The organism is Pseudomonas sp. GW821-FHT07G10 (assembly GCF_059418545.1).
On the sequence record NZ_JBWKQB010000016.1, the window covers coordinates 44,619 to 60,874 of the forward strand.

Below are 16,256 nucleotides of genomic sequence, written 5' to 3' on the forward strand. Positions count from 1 at the left end.
TACGGTTTGCCCCCAGGCGTGAACCGGTCACTCATAGTGTGAAATTATCTTCAGAGGGGATGAAGCCCGGCTCCAGGTTGGGCTTCATCCAGGTTGAACACCAGCGCCTTCAAGCCGCATTCAGCGTCGGCGTCGGCAAATTCCGGCGGGTTTTCCAGGCGTTGTTCGAAGCGCAGGCTCGGGGCTTCGCGGGTTACGCTGTCGATGAGGAAATCCGGGCCTATGGCCGGGTCGTTCATGCAGGCCAGTACGGTGCCGTGGCTGCTGAGCAGTTCCGGCAGCCGGCGCAACACGCGCTGGTAATCCTTGGTCAGCAGAAAGCTGCCTTTCTGAAAGGAAGGTGGGTCGATGATCACCAGATCGTAAGGGCCGCTGTTTATTACCTTGCCCCAGGACTTGAACAGGTCATGGCCGAGAAAACTCACCTTGCCCAGGTCGTGACCGTTGAGCCGGTGATTGTCGCGCCCACGGCTCAAGGCCACACGGGACATGTCCAGATTGACCACATGATCCGCGCCACCCTCGATGGCGGCCACTGAAAACCCGCAGGTATAAGCAAACAGATTCAAGACACGCTTGCCATGAGCGTTGGCCCGTACCCAATTGCGGCCGTAGCGCATGTCGAGAAACAGGCCGTTGTTCTGTTTCTTGCCCAGGTCCACCTTATAACGCAGGCCTCCCTCGGTGATTGTCCATTCCTCGATCGTTTCCCCCTGCAGCCATTCGGTGGTGCTTTGCGGCAGGTAGCGGTGTTGCAGCAATAACCTATGAGCGCCGGATTTTTCCCACACAGGTGACTGAGTAATCTCCATCAGCAGCCGCTTCAATGCCTCCAGCTGCGTCTGCTCAGGCTCCTTGAACAGCGAGACCAGGACCACGCCCTGCATCCAGTCGACGGTCAGTTGTTCCAGCCCCGGCCAGCATCGGCCCCGGCCGTGGAACAGGCGGCGGGTTTCGTCGGGCACAGCTGCCAGGGCCGTCAGCAAATGGTGGTGCAGGGTAGAGAGGGCGTCAGGATTCATTGGGCAGGGCTGGTAATTTGAAGGGATGGCATTTTAAACACAATTAGCCGGATATATACGTCACCGGGATTGAAACCGCCACTGAGCTCGCAGTGTTATCTCAATGACACTGCCTGTTGGAAGAATCCCGCTCAAGTCATCTAAGTCATCTTGGGCGGTATTTTTGTGCTTCTTGAATGTTCAGCACGCAGGCAGGGCACCGAAGCTTGAGGATGGCCCCGGATTTGAAGAGGGAGGATTTCGCCAGCGTGGAGTCAGTAGACGGCCGTTTTTGTTGGAAGGATCCCAAATGGCTTTCTCATATCAAGTGAATGAGATCTTAATTGTCTCTCTCCGGTCAGTTGATTGTACGCCTTGACCCTTCGGTGATTATCCGCATAACCACCCATCGCTGAGACCGTTCCGCTTTGAATATGGTCCAGGTAACGGAATATCTTTTGTGGCGAAAGAAAGCTGATCTTGTAGTTCAGCGCTGCCATTCTATCTTGCAGTTCATAACCGGGATTACGCTCATCCATTTGAAAATGTAGCCCGTGCTTCTTGATCAGCCGCACATTCCACAGGGTACAAAAGCTCTTCAAGTGAGTTTCTCTGAACGGCTTCGGCGACTTTGCTTTCAAGCCCAGGGCTCGCATGCCGCGCCGAGCGTAGTGCTTGAAAAATCGTGAAACCAGGCGCCAGGCCGATCGACCCACACCTCGATTCAACTGTTCCAGGCATCCGACAGCTGCCACTTCGCGTGGACCGGTGCACTGGCCGATCATCATGGTAAAAACAGTCGGATCGTAAATGAAAGTATCAGTGTGCAACAGAAACAGATACTCGGTTTCAACGTGATCCAAAGCAAGATCCAGGGCTCGGCCGTGAGCAACGCTTCCGGCTTCAGGGGTGGCTACTTTACGTTCAATCAGGTTGATCCAGTTCAGCGTGCGCAGGTATTCGCTGCTCGCATCGTCCGAATGGTTATCCACCACAAAAACAGGAACGCCAGTCTCCTGCAACCCCTCGCGCAGCAGCTCCAGGCAAGTCCTGGTCAGCTCCAGTGATTTGTAATTAACCAGCACAACACTGTAGTTTGCCTTGGTCGCAAGTGGGTACGTCATAAGTTCTTCAACCTCGATGGCTGACTGCTGTTCCGGTAATGCCAGTTCGAAGGGGGGCTGGCATAAGCTTCAGGCTTGCGCTCATCCTAGAGCGGGTAACCTTTCAGCCTGTTCCCCGGCGGATAAAATTTCTGACAGGATTGTTTTTCGGTTCCGATGGGCTGGCGCTGCTGCGTACTGCGTTGATGGTCAACGTGTCCGGTATTGCGGCCAACGAACAGTAACCGCGTTCCCGGCGGGCGAAACAGGGACAGGACGTGACTTCTGGATTGTGCGCTAGCGCCACAGTGACGGCCTGGCAGCCGGGGCAGGGCGATGGGCAAGCCGCGCCATCCGTTGTTAGCGCAAAGACGGGTTATGATGACCCCGCCCAGCGCTGATCCTTGAAGTCACGGGCAAGCCTTAACACTCGGAGTCAGAAACTCGATGTTCACCATCACCCCCTTTGAAACCCCACCGTCCGAGGCCATCAAAAGCCAGATCCTGCAGTTGGTCGTCGACTACGTAACCGATATCAGCATGGTGGCCATCGCGCCGAGCAATCCGCTCTACAACCTCTATCAATACGGTATCGGATACGAGGTTCATCTCTATCTGGACGCTATGGACGGTTCCAGAGGCATTCCCGTCGAATTGATCGTGGCCTCGGATGCCCAGGACCCTTCCACTGTCGTCGGCTTCTTGCTGTATCTGCCGGTGAAGGACGATCCCGAGGCTTGCGCAGTGGCCTATATGGCCGTGCGGGAAGGCCACCGACGTCGGGGTGTTGCGCGCGCGATGCTGCAGGAAGTGGTCAGTCGATACCCTCATGCCGAGCTGGCCTGCTTTGTTGGCAAGGTGCCGTACTTCGAGTCGATGGGTTTTCAGGTTGTGGGTGCGCGCGGTCCTCAGGTCGTCATGAATACCCGCGACCACGGTACGGACGGCCTGTTGGCGGTGTTGGACGTAGCGCCGATCTATAGCTCTGTGGAGGTGCGGCAGATTCATACTTATCTGCTTGCGCAAAACGGCAGAAAAGCGATGGTGGACGCCGAGAAGAAGCGTGACCGGCATCTCGACCAGATGACACGCCACGCGAAGGCCTTTGTGCTGGACCGTCTTGGAGAGGCCGCCTTGCAAGACACCGGGCGCGGACCACGCTTGCTCCAGGATGCATTGAGTCTCTTGTCAGGCTCGAAGTCGGCCTTGGCCTGCGAGAGTAAGGAACGTTCGACCGGTGGCTGATCGTCCCTTACCTGGCACCCGGCAGGCTTATCCGATCAGACCGGAACACCCAGGATGATGTGGGAGGCCTTGATCACCGCTGTGGCACTGACACCGGGTGCCAACCCCAGATCTGCCACTGCATGTCGAGTCACGATCGAATACACCTCGGCACCGCCGGCAAGCTGGATAACCACCTCGGCGTTGACGGCTCCGTCATTGACACTGACAACCTTGCCTTCCAGACAATTGCGCGCAGAGAGACGGATGTCGCTGGATTCGGTCATCAGCATCACCCAAGGGGCCTTGATCAGAGCGATCGCGTCCTTGCCTACCGCAATCCCCAGATTTTTGATGCTTTCCATCGTGACCACGGCAACCAGTTGCTCACCGCCGGGCAGTGTCAAACCTACTTCGGCATTGACCGCGCCTTCTTGTACCTGAGTGACTTTGCCTTTGAATACGTTGCGCGCACTGACTTTCATAGCGAAAACTCCTTTTTGACCACTGGGTTAAGATTTACCGGCATCATCAAGATTATTGCTATGTAAAAGCAAGTGCAGTGCACCACTGGTCATCTGTCGACGTGAAATGTCCAGGCATCAGGCTTGCACATACACCCAGGCATTGGCGCCGGATTTGAGCACAACCTCAACACGTTTGTAGTCCGCCACCTCGTATTTGTCGGCCATTGCCAGCTCCTGTGGCGTGATCTCGAAAACAGTGCCGCTGACCTCATCCGACATGTCGCCGCTCTCTTGCACGATGGGATGATGGGTTTTTCCACTTGCGGCCAATACCTGCGGATCAGTTATTTCGACGAGGTTTTGCTTGTAGCCCGATAGAGCATCAGGACGACCCTTCAGTTTGCGTCCGAAGCTGGACCGTTGGACTGCTGGATCCTGCAAGGTGCCGTAGGAGAACAGCAGGACTGGTTGCGCTGTTTCAATGGCCATTAGGTTTCCTTGAACGATGGTCGATTTGATGAGCAACTCTTCATGGAATGCCCGAATGGACGCTCCGGGTGGGCAATCCGGATTTCCGGAATCCATAAACCGCCAGTCGATCCAGGCGGTGATTCGCCGTGGGGGCGATCACCGATGTACTTGGTTGCGCCCATTACGCTTGGCCTGGTAAAGCGCGTCATCGGCGCGAGTCAGGAGGCTCTCCAGGTTGTCACCGGTTCTGGCGAGGGCGACACCAAAGGACGCGGTCACAGTGTCCAGCACCTTTTCGGAGCGACGAGCCTTGATCCGCAACGACTGAATTTTCAGACGCAGTTGCTCCGCGAAGGCATGGGCGCTGGTGATATCGGTACACTCCTGCAGGATCACGCAGAACTCTTCGCCGCCATAGCGTGCCGCCATGGTATGCGGTGGAAGCGAGTTTCGCAGCACCTGACCGACATGTTGGAGTACGCGGTCGCCTAAAGGATGACCGTACTGGTCATTGAATTGCTTGAAGTGATCGATATCCAGCATGACCAGAGCCACACCCTGGGGGGCGTTGCTCAGCGCTTGCTCCAGCAAGCGAGTGAAGGTGTTTCGATTGAGCACCTGAGTCAGACTGTCCAGCGTCGCGGCCAGCTGGACGCGCTCAAGCTTGTCTCGCAGGCTTTTAATCTCATTTTGAGCAGTGTGCAGTTGGGAGAGGAAACGCTGCTGCTGGTCCTGCATGAGCTGGGTGCTCTGTTGCAATTCGTTTAGTACGGCGGGCAACCGGTTAATGACCGGCTCCTCAAGCATACCCAGGCAGTGTTCCAGGCTGGCCTGAAAGTTGAGATTGCCCATCACGCTGCTCGAGATGTCGCGTTCAATGTCGTCAACCAGGTTGATCGCTTGTTGCTGCCCGGCGCGGGCGTCCTCCAACTCATCGCGAATGATGTAGTCGCGAAAAAGCCTGGCGGCAGATTCCGGGGGGAAACTGTCGAAGTCTTCGACCACCCTATCCAGGTGGCGATTCAGTTCAGGCTCCAGGCCTTTGCTGTAGGTGTACCAGAGGGCGTAGTGCACTGGGTTGGGTGGAATATTGTGACGCACCATCAGCGGTATGGCTTGCTTGAGCAGGGCCGCCGCCTCGCGGGTATCCTCTGGATATAGCGATAGGGCAGTCGCCCGCTTCTCTGATTGGCTCATAACGTCACTGTCGTTGTTGATTTTTGTCGAACATAAAGCAAGAGGAGCATAACCATACCTCTTGCAGACGGCCATCCTATTCTAAGCTGATCAGCGTATAGACCTGATGTAGACCTGGCTTGACTGCAGCAATTCGTTGATCAAGCAGCCCGGACTGTCCTGATTGAGCTTGAAGTGCAAAGGTTACAGGACATGCTTGAAGGCACCGTCATTACTCCAGTCGCCAAATCGAAACAGGCACGAGCGTAACGCCATGAAGTGTTCAATCGAGCGACATGGGCAGCCAGGATGGTCGTTTCTGTTGGCCTCTACCCAGGGTGATGCCAAGACTCCTGGCGAAACCGCTCCGCAATGGCATCCGCATACGGATAGAGCGAAAAGTAGGGCCTGGCTTCGTCGATCACCCGTTGGAATGACGGTCTGTGCGTCAACCTGTCGAAATAGGCGCTCAAGTGACTGAACCCGTCCGGGAACGGCTGGACGGTACTGGCATAGAAAAGCGCCGGGGCAGCGGCGCAATCGGCCATGCTGAAGTCCTGACTGGCAACCCAGGTCCTGGATGCCATCTGGCGGTCGAGCATGCCATATGCGGTCTCCAGCGTGGATCGTGCTTTTGTCAAATCACCGTTAGCACCGCGTAAGCGATCACCGACTATCTGTTGCAACGGCCCTTGGACATAGTTGTCGAAAAAGCGGTCCCATAGACGCACATCCAGCGCGGTGTCCCAATCGCCTGGAATCAAAGGGTGTTCACCGGCATAGAAGCGATCCAGGTACTCAATGATGACTGTGGACTCTGGCAGGTCGTGCTTGCGAGCGTGGTCACGGATGACCGGGAATTTGCAGATTGGCCATATGGCTTGAAGCTGTGCTCTGTCTGCATCGTCGGTGAGATCGATGATCCGCTTTTCGAATTCGACAGCGTTTTCGTAGAGCGCGATGAGTACTTTGTGGCAGTACGACGCCAGCGGATGATAGTAAAGAGTCAGCGACATCTTTCGGCTCCTGGGGGGACGTGTGGGACGCACTACTTGAAGACGGGAAAACCATTGCAGTTTGCGCTGTCGTTCGGGGGGAGGCCTGGCACGAGGCGAAATGGCATCTGGTCGACGATAACGCTTGTGCACGCAGGCGTTCCGAGTCCGTTGTACCCATCATCATAGTCGCTGGATTGACTGCCCGAAGAGGTCGTAGCGGAGGCGATAGCCGAATCAGGTTCGATCATTGGTCCCTGACAATGAGTATTAATAACGAATCAGTAGGCTGTTCGCGGTAATAACACGAATTATTGATGACAATTTTTCCACTGTAATGATTCTGTTGCCACTTGCAGTGGTGGAATGCATATATAAAAGTTGCCAATGGAAAATGCATTTTTTATGACATGAGCTAGCCTTTCCTCCAGGCATAAAGGATGAACGCCGGGGGGAGCATGGAAACGCGGAAGTATTCCTGGATCTGGCTGGTTCTTTTTCTTTGCGATGGTGTGGGGGTGACGGCTGTTTATAAGAGCCATCTAAGTGATACGCCACAAGATTCTCTTGCCTGGGGCGGGTACGTCGTACTGATTCTTGTGACAACAAGCCTGGCTGCAGCGCCGCTTATCCGCTTTCTGGAACATGGGTGGTTTGCCCGCTATGAGGAGTTCAGGAACCGGCTTAACAACGGCGCCCTTGTTTTTTATTTGAGGCAGTTTTGGCAGCCACGAACCGATAAAAACCGCATTTTGAAGACGTGGCCCATTCCCGAAGACGCGGACACCAAAAAAGCTGCCGAGCAAGCGGCAGATGTCTTGTTTACCACGATCTATGAGGAGAACTACGGCCGCAATGCATTCTTGATTCCTATGACGCTGATGCTTGTTTCAGTTTTCGTAGGTGCAACGCTGTATATCGCATGGGCTTTTGGCGGACTGAAATCTGGCTCGTTTGTGAGTGCCCCAATTGCCGCTGCCTCCCTGGGCGGCGCGTATCTGTTTGTCATCAGTGATCTTGTGGTCAGCGTGCGCAGGCGCACTTTGAACGTGGCGGATGTCTATTGGTATGCGCTGCGGATGGTTCTGGCGATCCCTATCGGTATGGCTTTCAGTGCGACCACAGATACAGCGCCCAGCCTGCAGGCTACTACTGCGTTTGTTGTGAGTACCCTTCCCATGGATGTGTTGTTCAAGGCACTGCGCCGGCTGGCTGCACGCAGTCTGAATAATGCAGAAAAGGGGCAAGAAAGTGATCAGTTGATTCAGCTTGAGGGGGTCACGGCCAACATTGCTGCGGTGTTATCAGCCGAGGGGGTCGATTCAATCGAACAGCTTATCGGGATAGATCCTGTTCTTCTTTCCATTCGAACCGGCTTTTCTTTCAAGTACGTCTTGCGATTGGGATCTCAAGCGATCGTCTGGAGGCATTTTGGCCAAAATGCACACAATCTGGTTCCCCTTGGACTTGCTGATGCGCCCACCATTGCATCGCTGATGAAAGTGTTTGTTCACCCCCCGCAAAACCCGAACTTGTCTCTGGAGTCAGCCAATAGTGTGCTGGCTGACGCGGCCGCCTGCATGCACGACCAGGACCATCCGGCCCTGAGTGTAGAAACGCTGAAGTTCAGCTTTTTCGAAATCACGAAAGAGAGCTACACCCTTTTCTTGTTGGCGACCCAAAAACAGGACTATCACCCACCGGATTAACTGGCCACTAGCGTATTAATCCATTGCCTTTGTATTGGAGACGGCTTTGCTAACGAGAAAATAATTTCCGACCTCGATGCAGGGGTGCCAATACCCTGCTTACTCAACGCATGCGCATGGCTTACGCCGATATTCGGTCATCCTGGAGCCAAGGGCACGCAACGTTTCATTAAGGAGACGGTCATGGCTGTAAACCATGTTTTTGTACTGATGCTGGAAAACCGGTCATTTGATCATCTACTCGGGTATTCCGATATTTCCGGTATTTCGTCACCGCCGCCGGATGCCACTGAAGCGAAAGACAGCATGGGTGGGAGAGTGGCTGTATCAGATGATGCCGTGGATCAAATGGGTGATATTGACCATGAGTACCCGGCAGTTCGAGTACAGCTTCATGGGAAGGGGCAAAGCGACACAGACCCCGTCACAATGGATGGCTTCTATCAAGCCAATGGCGCCGAGTCTTTACGTTGTTTTGCAGCAGGCGCACCCCAGGTTCAGGTATTACGCCACTTGGCCAAGGAATACTGTGTTTTCAATAATTGGTTCTCTTCTGTCCCCGGGCCTACCTGGCCCAATCGGTTTTTTGTGCATGCCGCGACATCAGGGGGGTTAGACAACAGTCCGAGCAATCTGGAATCGATGGGGGCGGTGACGCTTGAAAGTCTCGGCTTCGATTTTTTGTACGGTACGATTTACGACTGGCTGGACAAGGCCGGTCTAGAGTGGCGTGTATACCATGATGACCTGCTTCCCCAGATACTTTCTATCAAGGGCATGCCGGATTACTTCGTTGATCCGGGTGACAAGCATTTTCGCTGGCTACATGAGATGGCAAAGGATCTCAATGGCAGTTACACCCCTAGCTATACATTCATTGAGCCGTCGTACGATGTCGTGAATGGGTATAAAAAAGGCAACTCCCAGCATGCAGCAGGCACTGTATCGTCTGGTGATGCGCTTATTAATTGGGTCTACCAACAGATCCGTGGGTCCAGTATCTGGGAATCGAGCGCGCTGTTGATCCTGTATGACGAACATGGAGGATTCTATGATCATGTCGTCCCTCCAAAATGTACGCCGCCTGGTGACGACCAGCGTAATAGGAGTAAGGCAGCGCAGCCGCAAAAAAGCGCGTTCGATCAACTAGGCGTGCGAGTACCCGCCGTGCTTGTTTCGCCCTGGGTTCCCAAAGGTAAAGTCGTCACCACCGAAGAAGGCCAGCCCGCTTTCGATCACAGTTCTGTCATTCGAAGTCTCACTGATCTATTCCCCACTCTGCGCGGTGCCCTTCAACAGGCGGGCAAAACATCCTTGACCCGGCGCGACGGTGCAGCAGCCTCCGCTGCGCCCCTATTCTCGTTAGTGCAGCCTCGAACGGATGACGAGCCGGTGTACCAATCGCTTCGAACGCTCCCCGCCAGTGTTTCCAGCGCGAACGCTCTTTTGGATGGCGCGGCGAGCATTAATCTGGATAGTTTGCCGGTCAGTGGGTTCAAGACCGGGTTCACCCATTTGGCTTGCGCCGTTGAACTTGCACGGCAACAGCTTTCGGCCCAGCCCACGTTACATACCTCTCTTGGCACAAATGATTTATCGACGGAAGGTGGTGCACAAAGTTTTATACGGCAGCTGGCTACGCTGAATCCGAAATTGAAAGGGGCTTGATGAGACGCGCAGTGGGTAGCACTGTGGTAAAAAAAAACGGTATTTCCGTGTCTCTCGTTCTGGCTTCCACTTCCTGGGCGGCTGGTTTCGTCGAAGACAGCAAAGCGAGTCTGACGATGCGCAACTACTACTTCGACCGCAACTACAAAGGCATCTCCGCCCAATCGGCTGCCCGTGAATGGGCTCAAGGCTTCATTCTCAGTTACACATCCGGCTTTACTGATAGGGTGGTCGGTTTTGGCCTCAATGCCCAAGGCTTGCTGGGCATCAAACTTGATTCATCGCCGGACCGTGTTGGCACTGGTTTATTGCCGTACAACCCGAGAATCCTGGCACCGGATCCGAGTGCGCCGAGCGCATGACTTCAATAAGGAATACTCCCGTGCCTGGTCTGTGAAACGTGCCCATTAACCGCCGCCTTTGGTTAATCCTGCTGGTTTCTTTGTTGATGCTTCTGGCACTTGCCACCGTCATGCTGCAGCGAAGTTATCGCAATCTCTACAGCGCCAAGGTTCAGCAGACCCGCAATGCCGTGGAAAACACGCTGGGGGTTTTTGCCTACTTCCAGGGGTTGGAGCAGGCTGGCAAGCTGACCTGCGAACAAGCCCAGGAACAGGCCAGGGAAATGGTTCGCGGTCTGTACTATGCCGGCCAGGAATACTTTTTTATCCAGGATCTACGTCCGGTGATGCTGATGCATCCGGCCAATCCCCAGATGGAGGGGAAGGACGTCGGCGGACTGAAGGACAGCAACGGTCTGCTGTTTTCCGCTCAAATGATACGCATTGCTAAAGAGCAGGGGGCTGGCATGCTTGCCTACACGTGGCCCAAGCCAGGGGGCAGCGAGCCGGTGGACAAGGTTTCCTACGTTGCACTGTTCAAACCCTGGGGCTGGGTGCTTGGCACGGGCGTCTACATCGACGACATAAAGGCGCAGTTTCGCGTTTGAAAGGAAGCCCGTCGCAGCCTCTGCCAGGCTGCTTCGGCCCTAAAGCAATCCCGCAGGCGAGGATAACCGAGGACGAACTGTGCGTTGACTCGACCCACTTCGGCGGCGCGGGTATCTGCCTTGAGCAGGCTTGGACAGGAGTCGATGTAGTCCTCACCCCGAAGCTCTCCCTGAATACCGGCGTAGACGCATAGAAAAGCGGCGCCCGTCTCGGCGATCTGGCCTGACAGTCAAGCCTCGCTGCGATCAGTCGGACATCGTTTTCTGTGTCTTACTGTGGCGAGCCACCAGGACTTTGCCATCCCAATCCACATCTGCCGTTCCTGGGGTTCGAGGTAGGAGCCGCCCATCGTCAAAAGCGGCAGCTAGTGTGCTCCGTGGCGCATTCACATCAGGCTGTGTCGACGTCAACGTGACAAGGGATAGGGGATGATAAAACCTCTCTTCGACAACCGAGCCCATCCACAGCGGTGAAGTACGCCCGTTCGTGAGCTCGAAATCGACGACCCACACCCGAAGCACGAGGCGCGAACGGGTCAGTGCTCCATCACTACTCGGTCGAACGAGGGTCAGGCTGGGAAGGCGGCCACTGGCGAAAAGTGGAATAACCGGAAGAGCTGCCGGGGCGGTCTGGACGGAAAGCCAATTCAGGGCATTCAACGGTGTCCAGTCCGCCGAAGCGCGCCATCCGTTGCGCTGCAGGACATCTTGCAAGTCCTTCAGATCACCGGCCCACTGGAACGTCAGTGGCTCATTCGTCTCGCCAGTCAGATCAATACGCCGTGCCGGCAGTTGCTGCCAACCCGACGCCCACCAATCGGTGGCGGCCATGGTTGGGGTTTGCACCATGACCGCATAGCGCTTGCTGTCGGTCGTATGGCTACGATAGATATTGAAGCTTCCAGCGAGGATCAGTACCGAACATCCGGCGGCGAGTAAACCCTTTGGTTCTATGTGTCCGACTTGGCGCCGCAGGTAGGACAGTCCGAGCAGTGCCAGCCACGCCGACCCGAATGCCAGCCCCCCGAGTACGTCGGAAAACCAATGCGCACCGAGGTAGAGGCGCGAGAAGGCAATCAGAAATATCAGGGTTGCTGCACCGAGAGCGACCGCAAGGCGCCATGCCGGGCGGATATCACGCGCGATGAGAAAAGCGAGGAAACCGTAGAGCACGACATTGACCGTGCTATGCCCGCTAGGGAAGGAAAATGCACTCCACCCGGAGTAGAGAATTTCACCGGGGCGAGCCCGATGCAACGCCACTTTGATGACTGTATTGAGCGCTGAAGCGCCGGCAATCGCCATCAGCCAATAGGTAGCTGTACGCCAGGCGCGTTTCCACATGAGCCACAGCAAAACAGTAATCGTGACCGCCACCACGACCGTGGTATCGCCGAGTTCTGTGATGGCGATCATCACCTTATCGCCTGGCGCTGTACGAAGATCCTGAAGAGCGTGGTATATCGCGCTGTCTACGAGCAGTAATGGGTCACCGTTGACGACGTCTTCAAGGACACCGAAGAACAGCCAGGCGGCACCGACAAGAAGGACAGTTGGCAGTAAGAGTGTCCGCGCTTCGGGTCGTGAAGGATCAAGCACACGGGTGAGACTGCGGCTCAACCAGGTGTCGTGGGTGCCAGCCCAGCCGCGCAGCCGCTGCATTGCGACGATGAGGTAGGGGATGCCGCGACGCAATGTCCAGCGCATGATATGCAAGAGTACCCAACCCGCCGTGACTAGAACAACCAGCAGGATCGCAAGCGGCTTTGCAGCCGCACCGAGAATGCTGAATGTCGCGCCGACGAGCACACCGGGCAGGATATGCGAAGGTGCCCAGACGAGCGCCGATGCGACGTTGACAGCATAGAATCGACTGACCGCCATTCCCAGCGTGCCGGCGAGGAGCGGAACGAAAGCGCGGACGCCCGGTGTGAAGCGCGCGAGAAAGACACTCTTGTCGCCGTGACGGGTGAAAAAGGCTTCGCTGCGCTGAATCAGTTCGGGGTGTCGATTCAGTGGCCAGAAGCCAAGAATTTCGCGGTGGTATCGGTGCCCGAGCCAGAACGAAAGACCATCACTGGCGATGGCGCCTAATGTGGCGGCGACCAGCAACGGCCAGAGCAGTAATACGCCGCTCGGCACCAGGGTGCTCAGCGCGACGATCACGGCTGTGCCAGGAATGACGACACCAATGATCGGGATTGACTCGGAAAGTGCCAGGAGAAATACCGCCAGATAGGCAACATGCGGATGCGCCGTCAGGAACTCGATGATCGATGAGACCAGGGACGTCATCATTCGTAGGCTGCCTTTAGAGTACCGGAGCGATCAAAGTGCGTATCTTCCCGAGAGGTCGCACAACTGTTATGAGGCAGGTGCCACGGCAGAGGTGAACTCCTCGGCACGCTTTTCAAAGCGTCCAAAATGCAACGCCAGGGTCGGCAGCACTAATAGATTGAGCGCGGTCGAGGTCACTAACCCACCCAAGATAACTATAGCCATAGGCCCTTCGATTTCATTGCCAGCAGCGCCACTGGAAAGCGCCAAAGGCAGCAGCCCTAACGCGGTCACCACGGCGGTCATCAGGATCGGTACCAGTCGCTCGGCGGCACCCCTTCGAGCCGCTTCCGGGCCCCATGTCATGCCTTCTTCATCCACCAGGTTCGAGTAATGCGAGATGAGCATGATGGAGTTGCGCAGAGTGATACCAAACAGGGTGACAAACCCGACAAGCGATCCCAGTGACAAGTTTCCACCGCACACCAATACGGTCAACACACCGCCCACCAGGGCGAAGGGCAGGTTTACGAGGACTAAGACCAACGCCCGCATGCTTTTGAGCGCAAGGAACAAAAGCAGCATGATCCCAATGATGGCAGCTGCTGTGTAAACCAGTAAGTCCTGTTGCGATTGCGCACGTGCTTGTTCCTCTCCGGCAAACAAGACGAAGGTGCCCTTGGGGAGAGTGATCTCTTTGTTGATTCGCTGTTGAGCCTCTTGAACGAAGTCACTCACCGCTCGGCCACGTACTGCAGTCGAGACGGTTTGCAGACGTTGGCCACCGCTGTGCATGATTTGGTAACGGCTGGTAGTTTGAGTGATCACGGCCAGTTGATCGAGAGGCACCGTTGTTCCTGTTCTGTTACGTAGCAGCAGTGAACCGACAGTCGCAATGCTGTGGTGGGCCGTGGGAGTCAACGAGACGGTGACGTCATAAGTCTGGTTGCCCTGATAGATTTGGCTGGCGGTCACTCCGTCGTAGGCAACCTGGATCGCCTCCATCACATCGACCGGCTCAAACCCCCAATGGGTCAATTGTTCAGGCCGCAGCCTGATGGTCAATTGCGGTACATGCTGGGCGGACTCGACTCTCAGACCGATGGTGCCTGGGATTCGACCGATCACCTGGGCGATTTCCTGGGCTTTGCTGTCCAGCACATCCAGGTCAGGGCCAAAGACATTGATAACGACCGGAGCGGTGACGCCGGAGATGCTTTCGTCGACCCGTTCAGTCAGGAAGGTGTTCACCGACGTCGTCAGCCCTGGGAAGCTGGCCAGTACTTGCTGAATACGCGCCACGACCTGGGTTTCCTCTGCGGCGGACAAGCTATTCAAATCCACTTCGAACTCACTGACGTGCACGCCAGTCGGGTCGACCACCTCACTGGCTCGCCCTGCGCGTTGCGCCACCAGTCGCACGCCGGAGACTGTACTCAGCTCCTGCGCTACACGGTCGCCCACGCGCATGGATTCGGTCAAAGAGGAGCCTGGGGCCAACGCCATATGGATCAGGTAATGCCCCTCCTTCAATTCCGGTATGAAGTTGCCGCCAAAAAACGCCAGTGCGCTGGCCGCCACGGTGCAGAGAATGACGATCATCCAGACGATTGAGCGAGAGTGCGACTCGATGCTCGCGAGTATTTTCAGATAACGAGCCTTCAGTCGCTGTACCAACTTTGGCTCTTGCGATTGAAGTGGCTTGGTGGTCAACAACATAAACGCCAGCGCTGGCGTGACCGTCAGGGCCACCACCAGGGAGGCCAAAATCGCCAGGATGTAGGCGAGCCCCAAGGGCGCGAACAGTTTCCCGGCGATCCCTGACAGTGCCAGTACGGGCAGGAAAATCAACGCAACAACCAGGGTGGCATACACCACTGCACTACGGACTTCGAATGAGGCGCGCAATACCACCAAGGCCGGTGATACGGGATGCTCCAGCGCTTGGTTTTGGCGCAGCCGACGGAAGATGTTCTCCACGTCTACCACGGCATCGTCTACGACCTCTCCCAAGGCAATGGCCAGACCGCCCAAGGTCATGGTGTTGAGACTCACACCGAAGTGATGGAGCACGATCACCGCCGTCAACAAGGACAGCGGAATCGCCGTAGCCGAGATGATTGCAGTGCGGATATTGAGCAAGAACAGAAACAGCACCAGGACAACCAGCACGCCGCCCAACAGCAGTGCCGTTTGCAGGTGACCAATCGCGGTTTCAATAAATTTGGCTGGGCGGAAGATATCTGGATGCAAGCTCACCTGTTCCGCTTCGAGCGCAGGTTTCAAGCTGTCCAGGGCGTGTTCCACACTACTGGAAACGCTCATCATGTCGGCGCCGTATTGGCTTTCCACCATCAGCGACACCGCTGGCTTACCCTCGATTGCCGCCGCGCCCACTGCGGGAGCCGGCCCGAAGGTTACTGTGGCGACATCGCCCAGGCGTATGGCGATACCACTCTGGTAGTTGAGCACCGTTTGCGCCAACTGCGCGGGTGTAACGGTCTGGCCCTCGGTATTCAAGACGATGCGCTGGTTAGCGGTTTCCAGAAAGCCCGCGCCTCTAACCCCCGTTGCGCGCTGGGCCGCGCTCAACACGTCTTGAAGAGAGAAGCCGTATTGCACCAGCTTTTTGGGATCCGCCTGAATCTGAAACTGTTTGAGATCGCCGCCGAATACGATCACGTCCGCCACGCCGGGCACGCGCAACAATTGCGGCTTGATCGTCCACTCCGCCAATGTGCGCAGTTCCATCAGCGAGCGGGTGTCAGAGGTGATACCCGCGACCAGGGTGACACTGGTCGATGACGTCAGTGGCAATAGCGCGGGTGTTTTGACCCCGTGCGGGAGAATACCGGTAAGTGTACTGAGCCGCTCCGCAGCCAGTTGTCTGGCTCGGTATATGTCAGCCCCATCCTTGAAGGTCAGCGTCACCATCGACAGCCCCGGTAACGATTTGGATCGCATGCTCGCCAGCCCGAGGGTGCCGCCCATGGCATTTTCGACCGGCTGGGTGACCAGCATTTCAACCTGTTCGGACGATAACCCCGGGGCTTCGGTTTGAATCACCGCCAGCGGTGGCGCGAACTCGGGGAAGACATCCTGCCGGGCCTGAGTCAGGGTGTAGAGGCCATAGCCTGCCAGCAGACAAGCGAGGGCGATAACCACACCTCGGAAGCGCACAGCGAAGCGGATAATTGAATTCAACATGAGGTATTC

General features: G+C 56.1%; 11 protein-coding genes and 2 pseudogenes. 5 read left to right on the plus strand and 8 right to left on the minus strand.

Annotated elements, in window-relative coordinates:
• Positions 1-50 precede the first annotated feature (50 nt).
• Positions 51-1,022 carry a class I SAM-dependent methyltransferase gene (locus AC07O1_RS18140; RefSeq protein WP_495089603.1) on the minus strand — a complete coding sequence of 324 codons (972 nt, stop codon included), beginning with the start codon at positions 1,020-1,022 and terminating at the stop codon, positions 51-53.
• Between the two features lie 254 nt (positions 1,023-1,276).
• Positions 1,277-2,125 (minus strand): glycosyltransferase family 2 protein, encoded by an 849-nt coding sequence (locus AC07O1_RS18145; RefSeq protein WP_495089604.1) that lies wholly within the window; start codon positions 2,123-2,125, stop codon positions 1,277-1,279.
• Between the two features lie 426 nt (positions 2,126-2,551).
• Between AC07O1_RS18145 and AC07O1_RS18150 the strand changes: the two are divergent.
• Positions 2,552-3,226, plus strand: a pseudogene (locus AC07O1_RS18150) (GNAT family N-acetyltransferase); the annotation flags it as partial.
• A 158-nt stretch (positions 3,227-3,384) separates the two neighbouring features.
• Here the strand turns inward: AC07O1_RS18150 and AC07O1_RS18155 are convergent.
• From AC07O1_RS18155 to AC07O1_RS18170, 4 genes are all read right to left on the minus strand, one after another.
• Entirely contained in the window at positions 3,385-3,813 is a 429-nt protein-coding gene (locus AC07O1_RS18155) for a TOBE domain-containing protein (protein WP_495012583.1), read from the minus strand.
• 117 nt (positions 3,814-3,930) lie between these two features.
• On the minus strand, positions 3,931-4,284 hold the full coding sequence (locus tag AC07O1_RS18160; protein WP_495089605.1) for a gamma-glutamylcyclotransferase family protein: 354 nt from the start codon (positions 4,282-4,284) through the stop codon (positions 3,931-3,933).
• A gap of 138 nt (positions 4,285-4,422) precedes the next feature.
• Positions 4,423-5,463: a GGDEF domain-containing protein gene (locus AC07O1_RS18165; protein ID WP_495089606.1), complete on the minus strand. Its 1,041-nt coding sequence runs from the start codon at positions 5,461-5,463 to the stop codon at positions 4,423-4,425.
• Between the two features lie 308 nt (positions 5,464-5,771).
• A complete protein-coding gene (locus AC07O1_RS18170; protein WP_495089607.1) occupies positions 5,772-6,458 on the minus strand; it encodes a glutathione S-transferase family protein in 687 nt (228 codons plus the stop codon).
• 437 nt (positions 6,459-6,895) lie between these two features.
• Here AC07O1_RS18170 and AC07O1_RS18175 point away from each other — a divergent pair, with 437 nt between their 5' ends.
• From AC07O1_RS18175 to AC07O1_RS18190, 4 genes and pseudogenes are all read left to right on the plus strand, one after another.
• Positions 6,896-8,146, plus strand: coding sequence for a hypothetical protein (locus tag AC07O1_RS18175; protein ID WP_495089608.1), 1,251 nt, complete (start codon positions 6,896-6,898; stop codon positions 8,144-8,146).
• Between the two features lie 183 nt (positions 8,147-8,329).
• Positions 8,330-9,814, plus strand: coding sequence for an alkaline phosphatase family protein (locus AC07O1_RS18180; RefSeq protein ID WP_495089609.1), 1,485 nt, complete (start codon positions 8,330-8,332; stop codon positions 9,812-9,814).
• Positions 9,814-10,152, plus strand: a pseudogene (locus AC07O1_RS18185) (OprD family outer membrane porin); the annotation flags it as partial. The gene AC07O1_RS18180 and the pseudogene AC07O1_RS18185, both read left to right, overlap by 1 nt.
• A gap of 110 nt (positions 10,153-10,262) precedes the next feature.
• Complete coding sequence (locus AC07O1_RS18190) at positions 10,263-10,763, plus strand: cache domain-containing protein (RefSeq protein ID WP_495089610.1); 501 nt, start codon at positions 10,263-10,265, stop codon at positions 10,761-10,763.
• A 246-nt stretch (positions 10,764-11,009) separates the two neighbouring features.
• On the opposite strand, the gene AC07O1_RS18195 is transcribed toward AC07O1_RS18190, so the two are convergent.
• On the minus strand, positions 11,010-13,061 hold the full coding sequence (locus AC07O1_RS18195) for a bifunctional DedA family/phosphatase PAP2 family protein (protein ID WP_495089611.1): 2,052 nt from the start codon (positions 13,059-13,061) through the stop codon (positions 11,010-11,012).
• Between the two features lie 66 nt (positions 13,062-13,127).
• Complete coding sequence (locus AC07O1_RS18200; RefSeq protein WP_495089612.1) at positions 13,128-16,247, minus strand: efflux RND transporter permease subunit; 3,120 nt, start codon at positions 16,245-16,247, stop codon at positions 13,128-13,130.
• Positions 16,248-16,256 lie beyond the last annotated feature (9 nt).